The sequence below is a fragment of the Chryseobacterium sp. NRRL B-14798 genome, from assembly GCF_050470705.1.
GTDB classification, from domain to species: domain Bacteria; phylum Bacteroidota; class Bacteroidia; order Flavobacteriales; family Weeksellaceae; genus Chryseobacterium; species Chryseobacterium cupriresistens.
This window is the reverse complement of the sequence record NZ_JBFLUL010000005.1, coordinates 1516235-1533157: the sequence shown is the minus strand read 5'-3', so window position 1 is coordinate 1533157 and position 16923 is coordinate 1516235. Positions and strand designations below refer to the sequence as shown.

General features: G+C 37.3%; 14 protein-coding genes. 11 read left to right on the top strand and 3 right to left on the bottom strand.

All coding sequences use genetic code 11. The annotated features are described in order from the left end of the window. The first annotated feature begins 206 nt into the window (after positions 1 to 206). Positions 207 to 2471 carry an FUSC family protein gene (locus AB1278_RS07320; protein ID WP_343640060.1) on the top strand — a complete coding sequence of 755 codons (2265 nt, stop codon included), beginning with the start codon at positions 207 to 209 and terminating at the stop codon, positions 2469 to 2471. Here AB1278_RS07320 and AB1278_RS07315 read toward each other — a convergent pair. Next, on the bottom strand, positions 2452 to 3066 hold the full coding sequence (locus tag AB1278_RS07315; protein WP_216444137.1) for a 4'-phosphopantetheinyl transferase family protein: 615 nt from the start codon (positions 3064 to 3066) through the stop codon (positions 2452 to 2454). The two genes, AB1278_RS07320 and AB1278_RS07315, sit on opposite strands and share 20 nt — an antisense overlap. Positions 3067 to 3245: 179 nt before the next feature. Then, entirely contained in the window at positions 3246 to 3764 is a 519-nt protein-coding gene (locus AB1278_RS07310) for a pyridoxamine 5'-phosphate oxidase family protein (RefSeq protein ID WP_216444136.1), read from the bottom strand. Positions 3765 to 3931: 167 nt separating this feature from the next. Here AB1278_RS07310 and ahcY point away from each other — a divergent pair, with 167 nt between their 5' ends. From ahcY to AB1278_RS07280, 6 genes are all read left to right on the top strand, one after another. Next, positions 3932 to 5245: an adenosylhomocysteinase gene (gene ahcY, locus AB1278_RS07305; RefSeq protein WP_123843016.1), complete on the top strand. Its 1314-nt coding sequence runs from the start codon at positions 3932 to 3934 to the stop codon at positions 5243 to 5245. Positions 5246 to 5348: 103 nt separating this feature from the next. Then, a complete protein-coding gene (locus AB1278_RS07300; protein ID WP_202838968.1) occupies positions 5349 to 6146 on the top strand; it encodes a hypothetical protein in 798 nt (265 codons plus the stop codon). Positions 6147 to 6266: 120 nt separating this feature from the next. Further along, positions 6267 to 7064, top strand: coding sequence for a hypothetical protein (locus AB1278_RS07295; RefSeq protein WP_202838967.1), 798 nt, complete (start codon positions 6267 to 6269; stop codon positions 7062 to 7064). A 362-nt stretch (positions 7065 to 7426) separates the two neighbouring features. After that, a complete protein-coding gene (gene yiaA / locus AB1278_RS07290) occupies positions 7427 to 7819 on the top strand; it encodes an inner membrane protein YiaA (protein WP_089790546.1) in 393 nt (130 codons plus the stop codon). A 338-nt stretch (positions 7820 to 8157) separates the two neighbouring features. Beyond that, positions 8158 to 9717: a BspA family leucine-rich repeat surface protein gene (locus AB1278_RS07285; protein WP_429813339.1), complete on the top strand. Its 1560-nt coding sequence runs from the start codon at positions 8158 to 8160 to the stop codon at positions 9715 to 9717. 16 nt (positions 9718 to 9733) lie between these two features. After that, entirely contained in the window at positions 9734 to 11293 is a 1560-nt protein-coding gene (locus tag AB1278_RS07280) for a BspA family leucine-rich repeat surface protein (RefSeq protein WP_429813335.1), read from the top strand. 52 nt (positions 11294 to 11345) lie between these two features. Here AB1278_RS07280 and purE read toward each other — a convergent pair whose 3' ends face one another. Then, entirely contained in the window at positions 11346 to 11849 is a 504-nt protein-coding gene (gene purE / locus AB1278_RS07275; protein WP_123279431.1) for a 5-(carboxyamino)imidazole ribonucleotide mutase, read from the bottom strand. Between the two features lie 256 nt (positions 11850 to 12105). Here purE and AB1278_RS07270 point away from each other — a divergent pair, with 256 nt between their 5' ends. The 4 genes from AB1278_RS07270 to AB1278_RS07255 all read left to right on the top strand — a co-directional run bounded on the left by AB1278_RS07270 (position 12106) and on the right by AB1278_RS07255 (position 16899). Continuing rightward, positions 12106 to 13014, top strand: a complete 909-nt coding sequence (locus AB1278_RS07270; RefSeq protein ID WP_202838964.1) for a DMT family transporter — start codon at positions 12106 to 12108, stop codon at positions 13012 to 13014. Positions 13015 to 13156: 142 nt separating this feature from the next. Then, positions 13157 to 13723 (top strand): hypothetical protein, encoded by a 567-nt coding sequence (locus tag AB1278_RS07265; RefSeq protein ID WP_202838963.1) that lies wholly within the window; start codon positions 13157 to 13159, stop codon positions 13721 to 13723. 6 nt (positions 13724 to 13729) lie between these two features. Continuing rightward, positions 13730 to 15853: a cation:proton antiporter gene (locus tag AB1278_RS07260; protein WP_120231911.1), complete on the top strand. Its 2124-nt coding sequence runs from the start codon at positions 13730 to 13732 to the stop codon at positions 15851 to 15853. Between the two features lie 233 nt (positions 15854 to 16086). Continuing rightward, positions 16087 to 16899 carry a hypothetical protein gene (locus AB1278_RS07255; protein ID WP_202838962.1) on the top strand — a complete coding sequence of 271 codons (813 nt, stop codon included), beginning with the start codon at positions 16087 to 16089 and terminating at the stop codon, positions 16897 to 16899. The last annotated feature ends 24 nt before the right edge of the window (positions 16900 to 16923 follow it).

Genomic DNA, 16923 nt, shown 5'->3' with positions numbered 1-16923 from the left:
AAGCTAAGATAGGAATTCGTGGAACAGGATTTGTTAGCTGTTGTGTTAAAAAATGACGAATTGTAAGTGGCGAATCATTCATATGTTTCATCTGTCAATTTATTTTAAATAATACTACATCTTAATTAAAAAAAATATAATATTTAAGTTAATAAAAGTCTCTTATTTATGGCGATTTTCTTAAATTCAATAGCTATTTTTGTAATATGAACTATTCGGCGGAACTAAAAAAATTTGTAACCAGTCAGTATGTATATTCTGCGATCAGAATTACATTAGCTACTGTTCTGCCTTGTTTAGTCCTCGCCCACTTCGGGATTTTGAAAGAATACTTCCTTTTCCCACTAGGAACCAGCTTTGTAGCCCTTACCGACCAGCCAGGTCCATTTATCCGAAGAAGAAATGCTCTTACTTTTGCGATCTGCTGTTTTGTCTTTGTAGCACTTATTGCCAGTCTTGTGATGAATATTAAAGTGCTGGTCATTCTGGAAGTCATTGTCTTCGGGATGTTTTTCTCCCTGATTGGCGTTTATGGCCAGAGATTGGCTGCAGTAGGCTCATTATCTTTGGTAGTACTGGCCATCTTTATTGACGGGCATCTTACAGGAAGCAATATTTTTAAAAGTCTGCTGATATTTGCTTCAGGCTGTATCTGGTTTCTGTTGATATTCCTTATTGTAACTACCATTCGTCCTTATAAACTGGCAAGCCAGATGATTGGCGAAAATTATCTTCAGCTGGCTGAGTTTTTAAAGATCAAAGCCAATTATTATCAGAAAAATCCGGATTTTAATAAGCTGACCACTCAGGTTATTGCCAAGCAGATTGAAATAAAAAACCTTCAGGAAGATACCAGAGAAACCGTTTTCAAAACCAGAACTATTGTCAATGAATCTACGACCACCAGCCGCTTATTAATGCTGATGTTTCTTAATTCGATGGACCTTCATGAAAAACTGATGACCTCGGAAAGTGACTATCAAAAGTTACAGCAGAGCTTTGAAGACAGTATGATCCTGGTGAATATCCATGATTATCTTAACCTTCTGGCGGAAGAGATCACCAATATCGGAATCGCCCTGCAAAGTGGTACCAGAGCCAAGCCGATGTTTAATCTGGAAGAGGAATTAAAAAACTTAAATTATAATTATTTCGAACTCAGAAATAAACAGCTTTCTCCCGACAATCTGGAAAATTTCATGATCCTGCGCCAGATCCTGATGCGTATCTATGAAATCACGAAAGAAATCAACGAAATATATAAAGTATTTTCACAGGATATCAAGCTGGCGAAAAGTTTATCTACAGGGTTGGATCTTAAGAAATTTATGCCCAATGAACCTAAACTGAATGCTAAGGTTCTGAGAAATAATATTTCCTTATCATCTTCCCATTTCCGCCATGCTATAAGAATTACAACAGCTCTGCTATTGGGATACGTTTTTTCTATGTTCGATTTTCTGGGACTTGGACACACGTATTGGATATTAATTACCATTACAGCGATCTTAAAACCCGCATATTCCATCACTAAACAGAGAAACCTTCTCCGTCTCTATGGAACCATTGCCGGAGCAAGTATAGCTTATGCCATTCTCCATTTTGTCCATATTAATGGCGTTTTATTTGCGATCCTTCTGATCAGCATGATCATGTGTTTCAGCTTTCTGAAAGGAAGATATTTCTGGGCGGTATTATTTATGACAATCTATGTATTCCTCAGCTTTAATTTCTTAAACCCAGGGAAAGTCAATGTTATTTTTAAAGACAGAATCCTGGATACTGCTATTGCCGGGATCATTGCCTTTGCCGTGTCATATATTGTACTGCCGGTTTGGGAACATACGCAAAACCTGGATCTAATGAAGAAGTCTGCCGCGGACAACCTTATCTACTTCCAGAGCGTGATTTCCAAATTCCTACAGGGAAATTTCGATCTCGAAGATTATAAGGTAAAGCGAAAAAATGCCATTATTTCTTTGGCTAACCTTTCCGATAATTTCCAGAGAATGATTTCTGATCCTAAAAATCAGCAGAAAAAACTGGAAGTGGTTCACCAGTTTGTGGCAACATCTCACCTGATTACTGCCTATACGGCTTCCCTATCCCAATATGCAAAAAGTAATGAGCAGTATCCTGAAATAGATGCTGAAAGCTGGAGCAGAAAGATTGAGGCCGAAATGCAGCAAACCTCTACCCTTCTCAACGGAAATGATATTAACGAAACACTGAAAATGGAAAGCCGTCTTGAGCCGGAAGATTCCTCCATTGAAGATATGCTCCTGAAAAGAAAAACAGAGATTGAAGAAAATGAAATTGTTGACCGAAGAGATCCTGATAAAATTTCACATTTAACCGAGCTTAAAAATATCCACGATATTCTTGAGCTGATCTATGATGTCGCAAAAGAGCAGAGAAAAGTGATCGAAAAATATAAAAACGAAACTGAGCCTACTCCTCCACAATCGTAAAGCAGTAATCGTCAAAGAATTCCACCCTGGCTTTGAATTCATCTGAAAACTGATCATCGTAAACACGGCAACTGATTTTATGAAGGTGCTTCAGCTCAAAAGGCTTTACTTCATAATTCTTTTTTAAAGACCAATATTTTGAGTGATGAATTTTGTACATACTTTCTTTTACACTCCATATAATGGTATAGAAAGTATCCGCTTTGTCTTCCGGAATAAATCCACGCTCATTCTCATAGGTAAATTTATCAATCACTCTTAAAATCTTAGGATTGAATTTCTCAATATCAATTCCTATTTTATTTTTAGAAACAGCAATCGCTGCAAAAGGAAAAGAATGCGTAATAGATATTTCCGCATCGTAGGGAGAAAGAAAAGGCTCTCTTTCTTTATATAAAATTTTAGAATTAGGCTTTAATCCTTTCAGGAGCTTGCGAACCATCAGGACTTCCAGCAATTTTTTAGGATGATAATCTTTTACCTTCTCAGCATTTTCAGGCTCCAGAAGTTGGTTGATATCAAGTTCTTCACTTTCATCGTACTTCCAAACCAGAATGGTGGCATTATCATCTGAAAAATCTCTGTAGAGGGGCATTCTTTTTTTATTGGACAAAAATAGTGAAAAGATGCGGAAGTTGAAAGGAATGGAAGATGGATGCCGGAAGATGGAAGTTACTATTCATCGTAAAAATAATTTTCCGTTGAGGAAAAAACAAACTCTTTGTTTCCTTAATCTTTATAACTTCCAGCATCATTCTTCCATCTTCCAGCTAATTATTTAGACTGATGATTCACATCATTTCTGTGCTCTATAATTTCAAGTTTTGAATTTACAAAATAAGCACTTCCGAAACCATTTACATAAGAGCCTTTTACAGGCTGCAATGCAATTAAAATAAAATCTCCCATTTCGGAAATTACCTCTACTACTTTGCCATGAGTTTCTCTAAGTTTCCCAACAACAGCATTCCATACTTCAGAATCTCTTTCAATCTGAGAAGTGGCTGCTTCAATGGTCAGACGTTCGCGGGCATAGATCTGTTTGGTGGCAGATTCATCTTCAATAAACATAATGGATGTTTTTCTTCCGTCTGCAAGGTTTTTAGTATGTTTTGCCATGAAAGATACCAGAATATAGAATGTCTGATCAACCTGTACAAAAGGTGCATAGCTTGAATTAGGATTTCCTTCAGCATCAACAGTAGCAAGAATTACACTTTTTGAAGCATTGATCAGTTCCTGTACTTTGGGAGCAACAGGTTTGATTTTCTTTTCTGTATGGGTTTGATTCATAATATATTTGTTTATCAGATAAAATTAGTTATTTATATTAAGACTAAATAACATTAATCCATGTTTAATCTCATAAAACCGAACTTGGTTTGCCGTTTTTATATCTTAATTATAAATCGTAATTTTGCCTTTCGTTATCAATTGAATTTTAAAACTATTCATTACATATGAGTACTACAACACAATACGTTCCTTATAAAGTTAAGGATATCTCCCTTGCAGAATGGGGTAGAAAAGAAATTACCCTTGCAGAAGCAGAAATGCCAGGTTTGATGGCTATCCGTGAAGAATACGGACCATCTCAGCCGCTGAAAGGAGCAAGAATCGCAGGATGTCTTCACATGACCATCCAAACGGCTGTGCTTATCGAGACTCTTGTAGCTTTAGGAGCTGAAGTTACATGGTCATCTTGTAATATTTTCTCTACACAGGATCACGCTGCTGCTGCTATTGCTGCTGCTGGAATTCCGGTGTATGCATGGAAAGGATTAAATGAAGAGGAATTTGACTGGTGTATTGAGCAGACTTTATTCTTCGGTGAAGACAGAAAGCCATTAAACATGATTTTGGATGATGGCGGAGATTTAACAAACATGGTTTTTGATAAATACCCTGAGTTCACAAAGGATATCAAAGGTCTTTCTGAAGAAACCACTACAGGTGTTCACAGACTTTACGAAAGAATGAAGAACGGAACTTTAGTAATGCCTGCCATCAACGTAAATGATTCGGTTACTAAATCTAAATTCGACAACAAATACGGATGTAAAGAATCTGCTGTAGATGCAGTAAGAAGAGCTACAGACGTAATGCTTGCTGGAAAAAGAGTGGTAGTTTGCGGATACGGGGACGTAGGTAAAGGTACTGCTGCTTCATTCAGAGGTGCTGGTTCTATCGTTACTGTTACGGAAATCGACCCGATCTGTGCACTTCAGGCTGCTATGGACGGTTATGAAGTAAAAAGATTAGATACTGTGGTAGACAATGCTGATATCATCATCACTACAACAGGTAACTTCAATATCGTAAGAGGAGAACACTTCCTTAAAATGAAAGATAAAGCGATCGTTTGTAATATCGGTCACTTCGATAATGAAATCGATATGGCATGGTTGAACAAAAACTATGGTCATACTAAATCTGAAGTGAAGCCTCAGGTGGATATCTATACAATCGAAGGAAAAGAAGTAATCATCCTTGCAGAAGGTAGATTGGTTAACTTAGGATGTGCTACTGGCCACCCAAGCTTCGTTATGTCTAACTCTTTCTCTAACCAGACGTTAGCTCAGATCGAACTATGGAATAACTCTGCAGCTTACAAAAACGAAGTATATATGCTTCCTAAGCACCTGGATGAAAAAGTAGCTGCTTTACACCTTAAGAAATTAAGCGTGGAGCTTGAAACTCTTTCTCCTGAGCAGGCTGAGTATATCGGTGTAGACGTAAAAGGGCCATTCAAGCCTGAATACTACAGATACTAAGATCTTAATAAAACATGATATGATCCCGCTATTGGTAAGATAGTGGGATTTTTTTATGCGGAGAAATAAAGCATTCGTTATTTTTGTCCCCTAAAAAAATAACATGAAAAAATTCTTATTTCTGGGGCTCGCGGGCTCTGTAATCTTCTTTAACAGCTGCAGCAGTAATGATGATAATGAGGGAAACAATACCTCTTCTAAAGTATTATTAAGCAAAGTCACAATAGTTTATTATGACAATCCATTGCAGCCGCAGACAAGCATACAAACTCTGGAATACAATAATCAGGGTGAACTTATCAAAACATCGTCAGCTTTAGGAACTTCCAAGTTTGAATACAGTAACGGAAAACCAACTAAAACCACATATTATAAACCAGATGGTACGGTAGACTATTACTCAGCATATAGTTACAATGGAGATCTGCTTACGACGGTTAAAGCCATTTATACTACTAATCCGGATTATAACAGAACCATTACTTATAATTATAATACCAACGGACAGGTAATTTCTTCATCTCTTTGCCAGTCACCAGCCTGTTCCAACCCCATCGTGGATACTTATACTTATGATGGAAACAATATTTCAACAGAAATTTCAGAAGGTGGAGGATCCAGCTACAGCACAAAAATTGTTTACTCATATGATGATAAACAGAACCCATACATCAATATCAACAAATATTTAAAAATTATGATGGGAAGAGCCTACGCTGTAAGTCAAAACAATTATCTGTCGGAAAAAATCAGCTATAAAAGTAATGGAGTCTGGACACAAAATCAAACCCGAACTTCCACCATTCAATACAACAGCGCTGGTTATCCTACTGAGGTGATTTCAAAAGAAGCCAACGGAAATCTTTCAGCGAAGTATACTTACGAATATATCACTCAATAATAAGGCTTTAACTCTTCAAAATTTGGAGAGTTTTTTTATCTGATATATTCGTCATCAATTAAGCCTGTTTTTATAAATAATGAATATATTTAATCCTTATTTAATAAAACTTTTAAATACATGAAAAACCAATTATTTATCGGGTTGATGAGCTCATTTTTATTCCTCAACTGCAGTAGCAATAATGACGAAAATAATGAACCCAATCCTTCTGATTCTCAAATATTATTAAGTAAAGTCACTACAGTTTATTATACAAGTCCCTCCGGGCCGCACACCAGTATTACAAAATTAGATTATAACAGTCAGAAACAATTACTTAAAATTACATCAGAAACTACAACCTCCGTTCTGGAATATGATGGTGCCGGAAAACCTTCAAAAATCACTTACCAGAAAGCAGATGGTACCGTAGCTTATTATAAAACCTTTACTTATAATGGTGATCAGCTTACGATGATCAAGAAAATAGATCCAGATACTCACTATAATACAACAATGACTTATACTTATGGTAAAGTTACTGCTACTTCTACTTGTGAGTCTTCCAGTTGTCCCATTCCGTCTACCATGTCATATACTTATAGTGGTGATAATGTTTCGGAAGAAATTTCGGTTAGTGATGGTATCGGCGGTCCACATACTAATAAAAAAGAATTTTCATATGATAATAAGGTAAATCCCTATTCTTTGATGGGCAAATATTTTAGAATGATTATGGGAGGAGCAGAGTTTTTAAGTCAAAATAATTATACCACAGTAAAAATAAGTGGCAAAGATGGCACTGGAAACTGGAGTCAAATTATGAATTTTACCTATCAGATAGAATATAATAGTAATCAACTGCCAACTCAGGTCATGGTAAAACTGGATAATAATGATTATGCAAAATATACTTACGAATATATCACTCTGTAAAACAAGGCTCTCCATTTTGGAGAGTTTTTTTATGAGCTGATTCCCGCTATCCGCTCATACTCCTCGCTCCAACCTGCCCCAGCCTCTTACCCACCAACTCTCCCACTCATGCTTCGGGGTAAACGCTGCTATCGGGGCTAGGAGAAGATGATGAATTATAATTGATAAATGATGAGTGATGAATGATGAATAGATTTATATTATTCAATGGTAACGGGTTATATCCTGAGTTTAGACGAAGGGAGCCTGAAACATACACCTACTTCATCCTTCTATCCAGTATTTTTCCCATATTTTCCCTTTGTCAGAGCTCTATTTATAAAAAATGAATATCTTAGCCCTCTTAAACAAAACATTAAACTATGAAAAAACAAAGAGTATCAAATGCATTTGTGGCTGCGTCGTGGGTAGCATTGGGAGCAGGAATGATCGGCTTTATTGTCGGTCTTGCAAGAGCAGAAATGCTGCTGAATGAGAAAGGATATTATTTTACCATCCTTCTTTATGGCTTATTTGCTGTGGTTTCGTTACAGAAAGCAGTACGTGACAGATTAGAAAACATTCAGGTGACCGATATTTATTATGGAATCTGCTGGTTTGCAACATTATCATCTATTGTACTACTGGCCATCGGACTTTGGAATGCCACCATCCTTCCAAGTGAAAAAGGTTTTTATGCCTTTGCCTTTCTACTGGCACTCTTCGGAGCCATCGCAGTGCAGAAAAACACCCGTGATAATATGATTCAGGAATAAAGCAAACTCTCCAAAACGGAGAGTTTTTTATTTAAATAATCTCATTGAAATTTATAAATTACTACAAAATTTACATTTAAGTTAAAAATATATTAAGTTTTTTGCTATTTTAGCTGTGCTTATTTCACAAACTAATGACATGCACAAAAATTTTCACTTTTTTCTCTCCATATATTATCATTTCATTTCGCAAAAAACACTTCCGGTAAAGTCATATAGGAACATGATCAAAATTCCATATCCGTTCAGTAACAAGTTCTGGCGGATAAGAGGATCTCTCCTTTCTATTTATTAAACAATAGCCTAAGACAACAACTAATACCCATAAAACGATAACCATGATTCTAAAGAAAATTCCAACACTCATTTTTCTTTTGTTACTATTTCTCGCAAAGGCACAAAATGAATTTATCACTATCTGGAAGCCGGCCTCTACTGTATTACCGGCGGTAAATGTAGACGCTCCGTACCAGGCAACCACACAACAGATATGGTTTCCCGGGATTGGCGATAATTATGATATTTATTGGGAGGAAGTGGGCTATCCTCAGCACAATGGCTCCCTCCTCGATGTAACTTCCACAAAACAGGTTCTTATCGACTTTGGTACATCAATCGCAGAAAAAAATGATGCCAAATACAGGGTGAAAGTTACGAATGGTAACGGAATGTTCAGGCAGATAAAATTCGGAACTGCTCAATTATTTCCTGGTCCTGAGCAAATCATTCCTATCTGGCAGATCAATGGAAGTTCAGATAAAATACTGGAAATAGAGCAATGGGGTAATATTTCATGGACTACGATGAACGGAGCCTTCAGCCTGTGCAGGCTTATGGAGCTTACGGCAACCGATACTCCCAATCTTAATAATGTGGAGGATGCTTCTTTCATGTTTTATGGCACAACCAGCTTTAAGGGTGCCAGTTCTATGCAAAACTGGGATACATCGAAAATTAAGAATTTCAGCTTTATGTTTTCACTTTTATTTGATACGCCCCCAGCAGCCGGGCTGACTGAGCAATTCAACCCGCCTTATCTTGACAGCTGGAATATGTCTTCTGCTACCAACCTCAGCTATATGTTTGGAAACAGAAAAGTTTTTAACCAGTCTCTTAATAGCTGGGACGTTTCCAAGGTGACCGATATGAGCTGGATGTTCGGGCAGTGTTTAAGTTTTAATCAACGTCTGGATAACTGGGATACCTCAAGCCTTGAAGATATGCACTTTATGCTTCACATGATTCCTGTCTTCAATCAGCCTTTAAACTGGAATACTTCAAAAGTGACCAATATGGCGCATATATTTCATGGCTGTACATCATTTAATCAGTCTTTAGAAAATTGGGACATGACCAAAGTAAAGAGAATAGATGATATACTGAATGGTGCAACGAACTACAATCAGCCATTAGGAAACTGGAATTTGGTTTCACTTATTAATGGTGCAGGCTCTTTAACACTGTCAGGACTTAATTGTGAAAATTACAGCAAAACACTCATCGGATGGGCAGACAATCCGAATACAGCGAACAATATCTCATTAGGTTCCTTAACAGTACTAAAATATGCTCCCAATGTATCAGACAAAAGAGATATTCTGATCAATAAAGGGTGGTCATTTGTAGGTGATACTCCAGGAAGCTGCTTATTATCTTCATCGGATATAAAGCTGAACAAAAAGCCTCTGCTTTATCCTAACCCTGCAGTGGATGATATTCACATTGATGGAATAGCTGATATTAAGGCATATAAAATTTATGATGCCAGCGGAAGACTTGTAAAAGAAGGAAATCCTAATAATGATATCATCAATGTAAGCACTCTGCCAAAAGGAAATTATGTGATACAACTTGTCATGAAAGAAAAAACGGTTTCTTCAAAATTCATTAAAAAATAACCATAAATTTTTCCCTATGTTACTCAGAAATTTTTTGGTAAGCTTTTGTATTACACTGGTATTCATAGCTAAAGCCCAGAATGAATTTATCACGATCTGGAAACCCGCTTCCACGATAACACAGCCAATTACTGTAAGTGCTCCTTATCAGGCAAGTTCCCAACAGATATGGTTTCCAGGAATTGGTGAAAACTATGATATCTATTGGGAAGAAGTAGGATATCCCCAACACAGCGGTTCCCTCCTCGACGTAACCTCCACAAAACAGGTTCTTATTGACTTTGGTACGTCGATCGCAGAAAAAAATGATGCCAAGTACAGAGTAAAAGTAAGTAACGGAAATGGCGTTTTTCAACAAATAAAATTCGGAGATGTACAGGAAACTCAGCTTCCAGATCAGATTTTCCCGATCTGGCAGGTCAACGGAAGCGCTGATAAGATACTGGAAATAGAACAATGGGGAAACATTGTGTGGACATCGATGAACAATGCCTTCAGCCAATGTAAACTTGTTCAGATCACGGCTACAGACACTCCCGACCTAAGTAATGTTGAAGATGCTTCTTATATGTTTTATGGTACAAAAAGCTTTACAGGCGCAAGCTCCATGCAAAACTGGGATACTTCTAAGGTTAAGCATTTCAGATTTATGTTTGCTTTGATCTTTGACACCGTTATCAGCTCAGTTTCTGATCAGTTCAATCCTCCTTATTTTAATACTTGGGACATGTCCTCTGCAACTGATCTCAGTTTTATGTTTGCGGGAAGAGCACATTTTAACCAGACCTTAAACAACTGGAACGTTTCGAGCGTAACGGATATGAAATGGATGTTTGCTCTTTGCCCAAACTATAATCAACCAATGGATAACTGGGATACCTCAAGCCTTGAAGATATTCGTTTTATGTTCCATTTTGATTCTGCTTTCAATCAATCTTTAAACCATTGGAACACTTCTAAAATTACCAATATGGCCCATGCTATTCATGGCTGCACGGCCTATAGTCATTCCCTTGAAAACTGGGATATGACCAAGGTTACCAGAATAGACCAGATTCTTAAGGAAACACCCAACTTTAATCATTCCCTTGCAAGTTGGAATCTTGCCAGCGTTAATAACGGGGCTCAGGCTTTGATGCAGACAGGAATGGATTGTGAAAATTTCAGTAAAACACTGGCAGGATGGGCAGATAATCCTAATACTGCCAATAATGTTGATTTAGACATTGTAGCCCCTTTGACTTATGCTTCCAATGCAACAGATAAAAGGGATATTCTTATTAATAAAGGATGGACGATGTCTGGTGATACGGTAGGAAACTGTTTACTGTCCTCATCAGAAGTCAGGCTGAATAAAAAACTTTCACTATATCCCAATCCCGCTGTGGATGATATTCATATTGAAGGACTAAGTGACATTAAAAAGTACAGAATTTTTGATGCAAGTGGAAGGCTTGTACTGGAAGGAAATCCTAATAAAGAAATGATCAATGTAGGATCATTACCGAAAGGAAATTATATTTTACAGCTCATTTTGAAAAATCAGACCATCTCTTCAAAATTCATTAAAAAATAAAGTAAAAAGCCTCGCTGAAAAGTGAGGCTTTTATTTTGAGTTGAAAAATAATCTATTGGTCAAAATAATTAGGATGCTGGGCTTTGATATCATCTACCGTTCCCAGTACTTTATCTTTTAAAGAATCCTGATATTTCTGAAGTTTTGCAGCGACTTCTTCATTACCGCTTCCTAAAATTTTTGCAGCTAAAATCCCGGCATTCAAAGCTCCGTTCAAAGCTACGGTAGCTACCGGAATCCCACCGGGCATCTGAAGGATAGATAAAACAGAGTCCCATCCGTCTATAGAATTACTGGACAAAATAGGAACCCCGATTACCGGAAGTGTAGTACAACTCGCCACCATCCCCGGAAGATGTGCTGCTCCACCTGCTCCGGCTACAATGACCTTCAGCCCTCTTTCCTTAGCAGTTTTTGCATAATCAAACATTCTTTCCGGTGTTCTGTGCGCTGAAACTACTGTTAACTCATAAGGGATATCGAGGCTTTTAAGAAAATTTGCAGCCTGTTCCATAATCGGCAGATCACTCTGACTGCCCATAATAATTCCTACCATCTTCAATTTTATTAGATGTTCAAAGATAAAAAATAAAAATGTAAAGAGGAAAGACTACAAAAAATCCGGGAAACGATTTATGATTATAATTCCTAAAAATAATTTAATCTTTCAATAGATCTTCCATTTAAAATGTAAAGAATAAATAAAGATCTTGTTGGCTCAGATTTTTCATCTGTACTCCTATAAATTACAGCATCTGTATCCATAACAATTCCTGGGAAAATAGATATATTTGTTGTTACACCACATTAAATTGAAAGATTATAAACTTACACTGGCTGTATGTACCGTTGCTATTGTCTGGGGTACTACGTTTTTATCGATAAGGGTTGCGGTAGAAACAATACCCGCCTGGTTTGTCGCAGGAATACGTCAATTTCTTGCAGCGATTATCATGTTCCTTATTCTTACCTATAGAAAAGAATTCAAATGGATAGGCTGGACAAGTCTGAAGTATCAGTTGATCTTCTCTTTATTAATGCTTGTGATTGCAAACGGAATGACTACAGTAGCGGAAGAGGAAGTTACCAGCAGCCTTACTTCACTGATAAGTGCCTGCTCTCCTATCCTGGTGTTTTTCGGAAGTATGGCTTTAGGCCTGCAGAAATTCAGCTGGCGGGCTTTTACCGGAGTTGTTCTGTGTTTCAGCGGCATTCTTTTTATTTTCTGGGATGGCATTAATGATCTGAAAAATCCGGATTATGCACTGGGAATATTATTTTTATTCATTGCCATTGCGGGATGGGCTTCAGGAACTATTTTCACCAAAAAACTGAACATTCAAAGCGGGAATATCTCACTGAACCTCTTTTACCAGTTTGCCTTTGCGGGAATTATCCAGATTATTTTTGCCTTCCTTTTTTCAGAAGACTATAATTTCGGAAACTGGAGTCTGAAAAGTATTTCTGCGATGCTTTATTTATCGTGCTTCGGCTCTGTAGCTGCATTTTTTGCTTTTCATTATGCATTGACCAAAGTTTCTCCGGTTCAGGTATCCATATTGGCCTACATCAATACGGTAATTTCCATTTTTTTAAGCTGGCTGATTCTTGATGAAAAGATTTCTGCCAAATTCATCATTGCTGCCATACTTATTATTGTTGGGGTTTTTGTGATCAATTACAATCCGGCCATGTTTAAAAAACAAAGAATCGAGTCGTAAATCAGAAAATAATATTCATTATTTCAACCCATCTATTCCGCTGCTTTTTAATGTATTAAATAGAATTAAAAGCAGATCCGTTATATGGGGATTTTCTATTTCCTTCATTTTTTCTTATATTGTATACTCCAACCGATACAATATGCTGAAAAACACATTTTTTTTATTGCTGGCTGCCACTTTTCTATTGGTAAGCTGTGATTACAAAGAGAAGGAAAAGAACCTGACAGACAGGGAAAAACAATTATTAGAGAAAGAAAAAGTATTCGCAAAAAAAGAATCCGAATATCAGTCTCTGCTGAAAATGAGAGACAGTATTTTTGCGAAAAAAGATTCTGTAGTGATCACCGCTGCATGGCCTGCAGAAATTTCCGGACCATGGAACGGTAAAGTAATCTGTACAGAATCCAACTGCAGCGAATATGCTGTAGGCGACCAGCGTACCGATATCTGGGAATTTGATAATGATTCTACCCAGCCTATTACCAAAATCATCAACAATAATAATCTGGTAAGGCTTTATACAGGCAAGTTTGAAAACAATGAGATCAGACTGTCCTTCAAAACCGATTCTACGGCCAAAAAGAATGTAGAAATGAGCGTTCTTCTTAATGATATTTCGGACAACAAGATCAAAGGAACCAGAACCATTACCTCTGATGGCTGTACCGCCAAGTTCTCTGTTGAATTAGTACGTTCCACAAAATAAACACATATGATTTTACTGAGTATACACAACCTGAGTCTTCCCATAGAAGATCCGGTACTGAAATTCCTGTTAGTACTGGTCATCATCCTTGCAGCACCATTGCTGCTTAATAAAATTAAAGTTCCCCACCTTTTGGGACTTATTATTGCCGGGGCCATCATTGGTCCGAACGGATTCAATGTATTGTCCAGAGACAGCAGTATTGTAGTAACCGGAACCACCGGACTTCTTTACATTATGTTTCTGGCCGGGCTTGAGATCGACATGGGGGATTTTAAGAAGAATAAATGGAAAAGTCTCACCTTTGGTATCTATACCTTTACAGTTCCTTTTGTACTGGGATATCTGGGAGGATATTACCTTCTTCACTTTTCAATGCTGACTTCCATTCTGTTTGCCAGTCTTTTTTCATCTCACACGCTTATCGCTTATCCATTGGTGAGTAAGTTGGGAATTGCGAAAAATAAAGCAGTTAACATCACCGTTGGTGGTACGATGATCACAGATATTCTTGCTTTATTGGTACTTGCTGTGATTGTGGGAATGTCTCAAGGTGATGTGGGAACAGAATTCTGGGTTAAATTATCGGTCTCTTTTGTCGTTTTTGCCCTCATTGTACTTATTGTATTCCCTATTATAGGACGATGGTTTTTCAAAAGAGTGGATGATAAAATTTCGCAGTATATTTTTGTACTGGTTATGATTTATCTGGCTGCTATGCTTGCTGAACTGGCTGGTGTAGAAGCTATCATCGGAGCATTCTTTGCCGGACTGGCGTTAAACAGACTTATCCCTCACACTTCTTCTTTGATGAACAGGGTTGAGTTTGTAGGAAATGCCATATTTATCCCGTTCTTTTTGATCAGTGTAGGAATGCTGATTGATTTTAAAGTTTTCTTTAAAAGCTGGGAAACACTTGAAGTTGCCGCAATTATGCTGGTTGCCTCTATCGGAGGAAAATACCTTTCTGCGGTGGCCACTCAGAAAACATTCAGACTAACCAAAGAGGAAGGAAAACTGATATTTGGATTAAGTTCCGCTTCGGCAGCAGCAACACTGGCTTCCGTAATGGTTGGATATAACATCATCCTTTCTGAAACCGAAACCGGAGAACCTGTAAGATTATTAAACGAACACGTACTGAACGGAAGTATTCTTCTTATCCTCATTTCATGTACGATCTCGTCTTTTATTTCCATGGCGAGTGCCCAGAAAATTGCTGAGAGTGATAACGAAGATACCGTTTCCGGAAATACCCATGAGGAAGAAAATATTCTCTTAGCCATCAACCACGAAGCCACTGTTGAGAGAATGGTGAATCTGGGAATTCTGATCAAAGCACATTCGAATACAGAAGATCTTTTTGCTTTGAATGTCATCAACGAAGACAAAAATGAATCTTCGGTAAAGAATGCGGAGAAACTTCTTCACCAGGCAGCAGATGCAGCTGCGGCGGCAGATGTGAAATTACAGGCTTTAAAAAGATATGACAATGATGTCATCAACGGGGTCAATAATGTGATTAAAGAACAGAAAATAACGGATCTTATCATCGGATTGGAAGATGAAAAAGGGTTCTCCCCTTCTTTTGTGTATAACCTTTACAATGGTTATCTGCAGAATGATGATGTGAATGTGCTGGTTTACCATGCTGCACAACCGCTTTCCACCATTAAGAAATATGCGGTGATGATTCCTGAAAATGCTCATCAGGAAGCAGGGTTCTTCCATGCACTGCTGAGAGTCTGGAATATTGCCCGAAATTCCGGTGCTACAGTTGTTTTTTATGCTCCTGAAAATATTATTGATATTCTTCAGAAAATCATAAAGAAAGCCAATATAGAAGCTGAATTCATTATCATGAGCACATGGCAGGACGGAGAAAGAACCGCAGCACAGCTGAAAGATGATGAAGCCTTGATTATTCTGATGGCCAAGCGCGGTATGAAGTCATATATTCCAAGAATGAGACTGATCCCTGAACTGCTGAACAGGAATCTGAAAGACAATAATTACCTTCTGATTTTCCCTTTCTCGGAGTATGACAAAAACAGCCCGGAAATACGTTCTGTAGGAAATCACGGGGATTTTGTGGAGATTGGAAATGTGATTCAGAAGATTTTTAAATAAAAAGGCTGGAAGAAGGAAGAAGGGTGCCGGAAGTTTCTTCTCTGCGAATAATTAATTCTTCGTTATGATTAAACAATTAAATCATCAATAGCGTCGGGCTCCATAGGAATAAAATTGGCTTTAACCGAACTTAATTTTAAGTTTTCGGCTAAAGCCAATTGAGTTGACAATTATTTTTAAACGGGCTAAAGCCCGTTCCTATTGAATTTTGTATTTTGGCAAAAAAATAACCTATGAAACAAATTATCGGATTTCTCTTCTTTTTTGTGTCCATCATTCTTTCTGCACAAAACCTTACCCTTTCGGATAAAGAACTGAAACAAAAACTGGATTCTATCAAAACTGAAGGAAACCTACTCTATTCTTACGAAAATGCATCATGGCATGCGGGAGATCTTGTAGGCAGCAATAAAAGACTTGCTGAAAATACAGGAAGCTATGTCACGTACCAGAAAAACGATACCATCAAAACTTCCTTTCTTAATAAAGCAGGTAATATGATTATTGCAGAACTGTCTTTCAAAAATAACCAGACAAAACCTGTCAAAGAAAATTTTAAAGAAAGGGGACTTAATGAAACTGAAAGTATTTTAAAAAATATCCGTTCTGCCATTATTCCACAGTTATCCGACCCAAAGTATTCGGTAACGGTACCACAGGGATATAGTCTTAATATGATTATTATTCCGTTTAATGAAAACTATAAGGTGTATTTGATACCTGGTACTGTCCAGTCTGGTATAATTCCTTTCGGAAATGATTATCTTTTTGTTTCGGATAAAAAAGGGAATATTATTTCCCATAAAAAATTTCACTCAAGACTTATTCCAACCTCTACAGCCTTAGAAAATGGAGGAACGGTAACTATGTCTACCCACAGCCATTTAGTAACCAATCCTTTTATTTCTGCAACGGACATTTGTACGTTTAAACTCTATGCACCGCTTACAACGCTGGAAGAATTTTCTGTTTTATCAACCGCTTTAGGAAGTTATATTAAATACAATTATAAAAAGGATAATATTGAGGTGGTTAAAAATCCTTAATCATGAAAGCATTACATTATCAAT

Bases quoted from the DNA above. Each gene is read 5' to 3' on its own strand.
- AB1278_RS07320 (WP_343640060.1), top strand. From the start codon at position 207: ATGAACTATTCGGCGGAACTAAAAAAATTTGTAACCAGTCAGTATGTA.
- AB1278_RS07315 (WP_216444137.1), bottom strand. From the start codon at position 3,066: ATGCCCCTCTACAGAGATTTTTCAGATGATAATGCCACCATTCTGGTT.
- AB1278_RS07310 (WP_216444136.1), bottom strand. From the start codon at position 3,764: ATGAATCAAACCCATACAGAAAAGAAAATCAAACCTGTTGCTCCCAAA.
- ahcY (WP_123843016.1), top strand. From the start codon at position 3,932: ATGAGTACTACAACACAATACGTTCCTTATAAAGTTAAGGATATCTCC.
- AB1278_RS07300 (WP_202838968.1), top strand. From the start codon at position 5,349: ATGAAAAAATTCTTATTTCTGGGGCTCGCGGGCTCTGTAATCTTCTTT.
- AB1278_RS07295 (WP_202838967.1), top strand. From the start codon at position 6,267: ATGAAAAACCAATTATTTATCGGGTTGATGAGCTCATTTTTATTCCTC.
- yiaA (WP_089790546.1), top strand. From the start codon at position 7,427: ATGAAAAAACAAAGAGTATCAAATGCATTTGTGGCTGCGTCGTGGGTA.
- AB1278_RS07285 (WP_429813339.1), top strand. From the start codon at position 8,158: ATGATTCTAAAGAAAATTCCAACACTCATTTTTCTTTTGTTACTATTT.
- AB1278_RS07280 (WP_429813335.1), top strand. From the start codon at position 9,734: ATGTTACTCAGAAATTTTTTGGTAAGCTTTTGTATTACACTGGTATTC.
- purE (WP_123279431.1), bottom strand. From the start codon at position 11,849: ATGGTAGGAATTATTATGGGCAGTCAGAGTGATCTGCCGATTATGGAA.
- AB1278_RS07265 (WP_202838963.1), top strand. From the start codon at position 13,157: ATGCTGAAAAACACATTTTTTTTATTGCTGGCTGCCACTTTTCTATTG.
- AB1278_RS07260 (WP_120231911.1), top strand. From the start codon at position 13,730: ATGATTTTACTGAGTATACACAACCTGAGTCTTCCCATAGAAGATCCG.
- AB1278_RS07255 (WP_202838962.1), top strand. From the start codon at position 16,087: ATGAAACAAATTATCGGATTTCTCTTCTTTTTTGTGTCCATCATTCTT.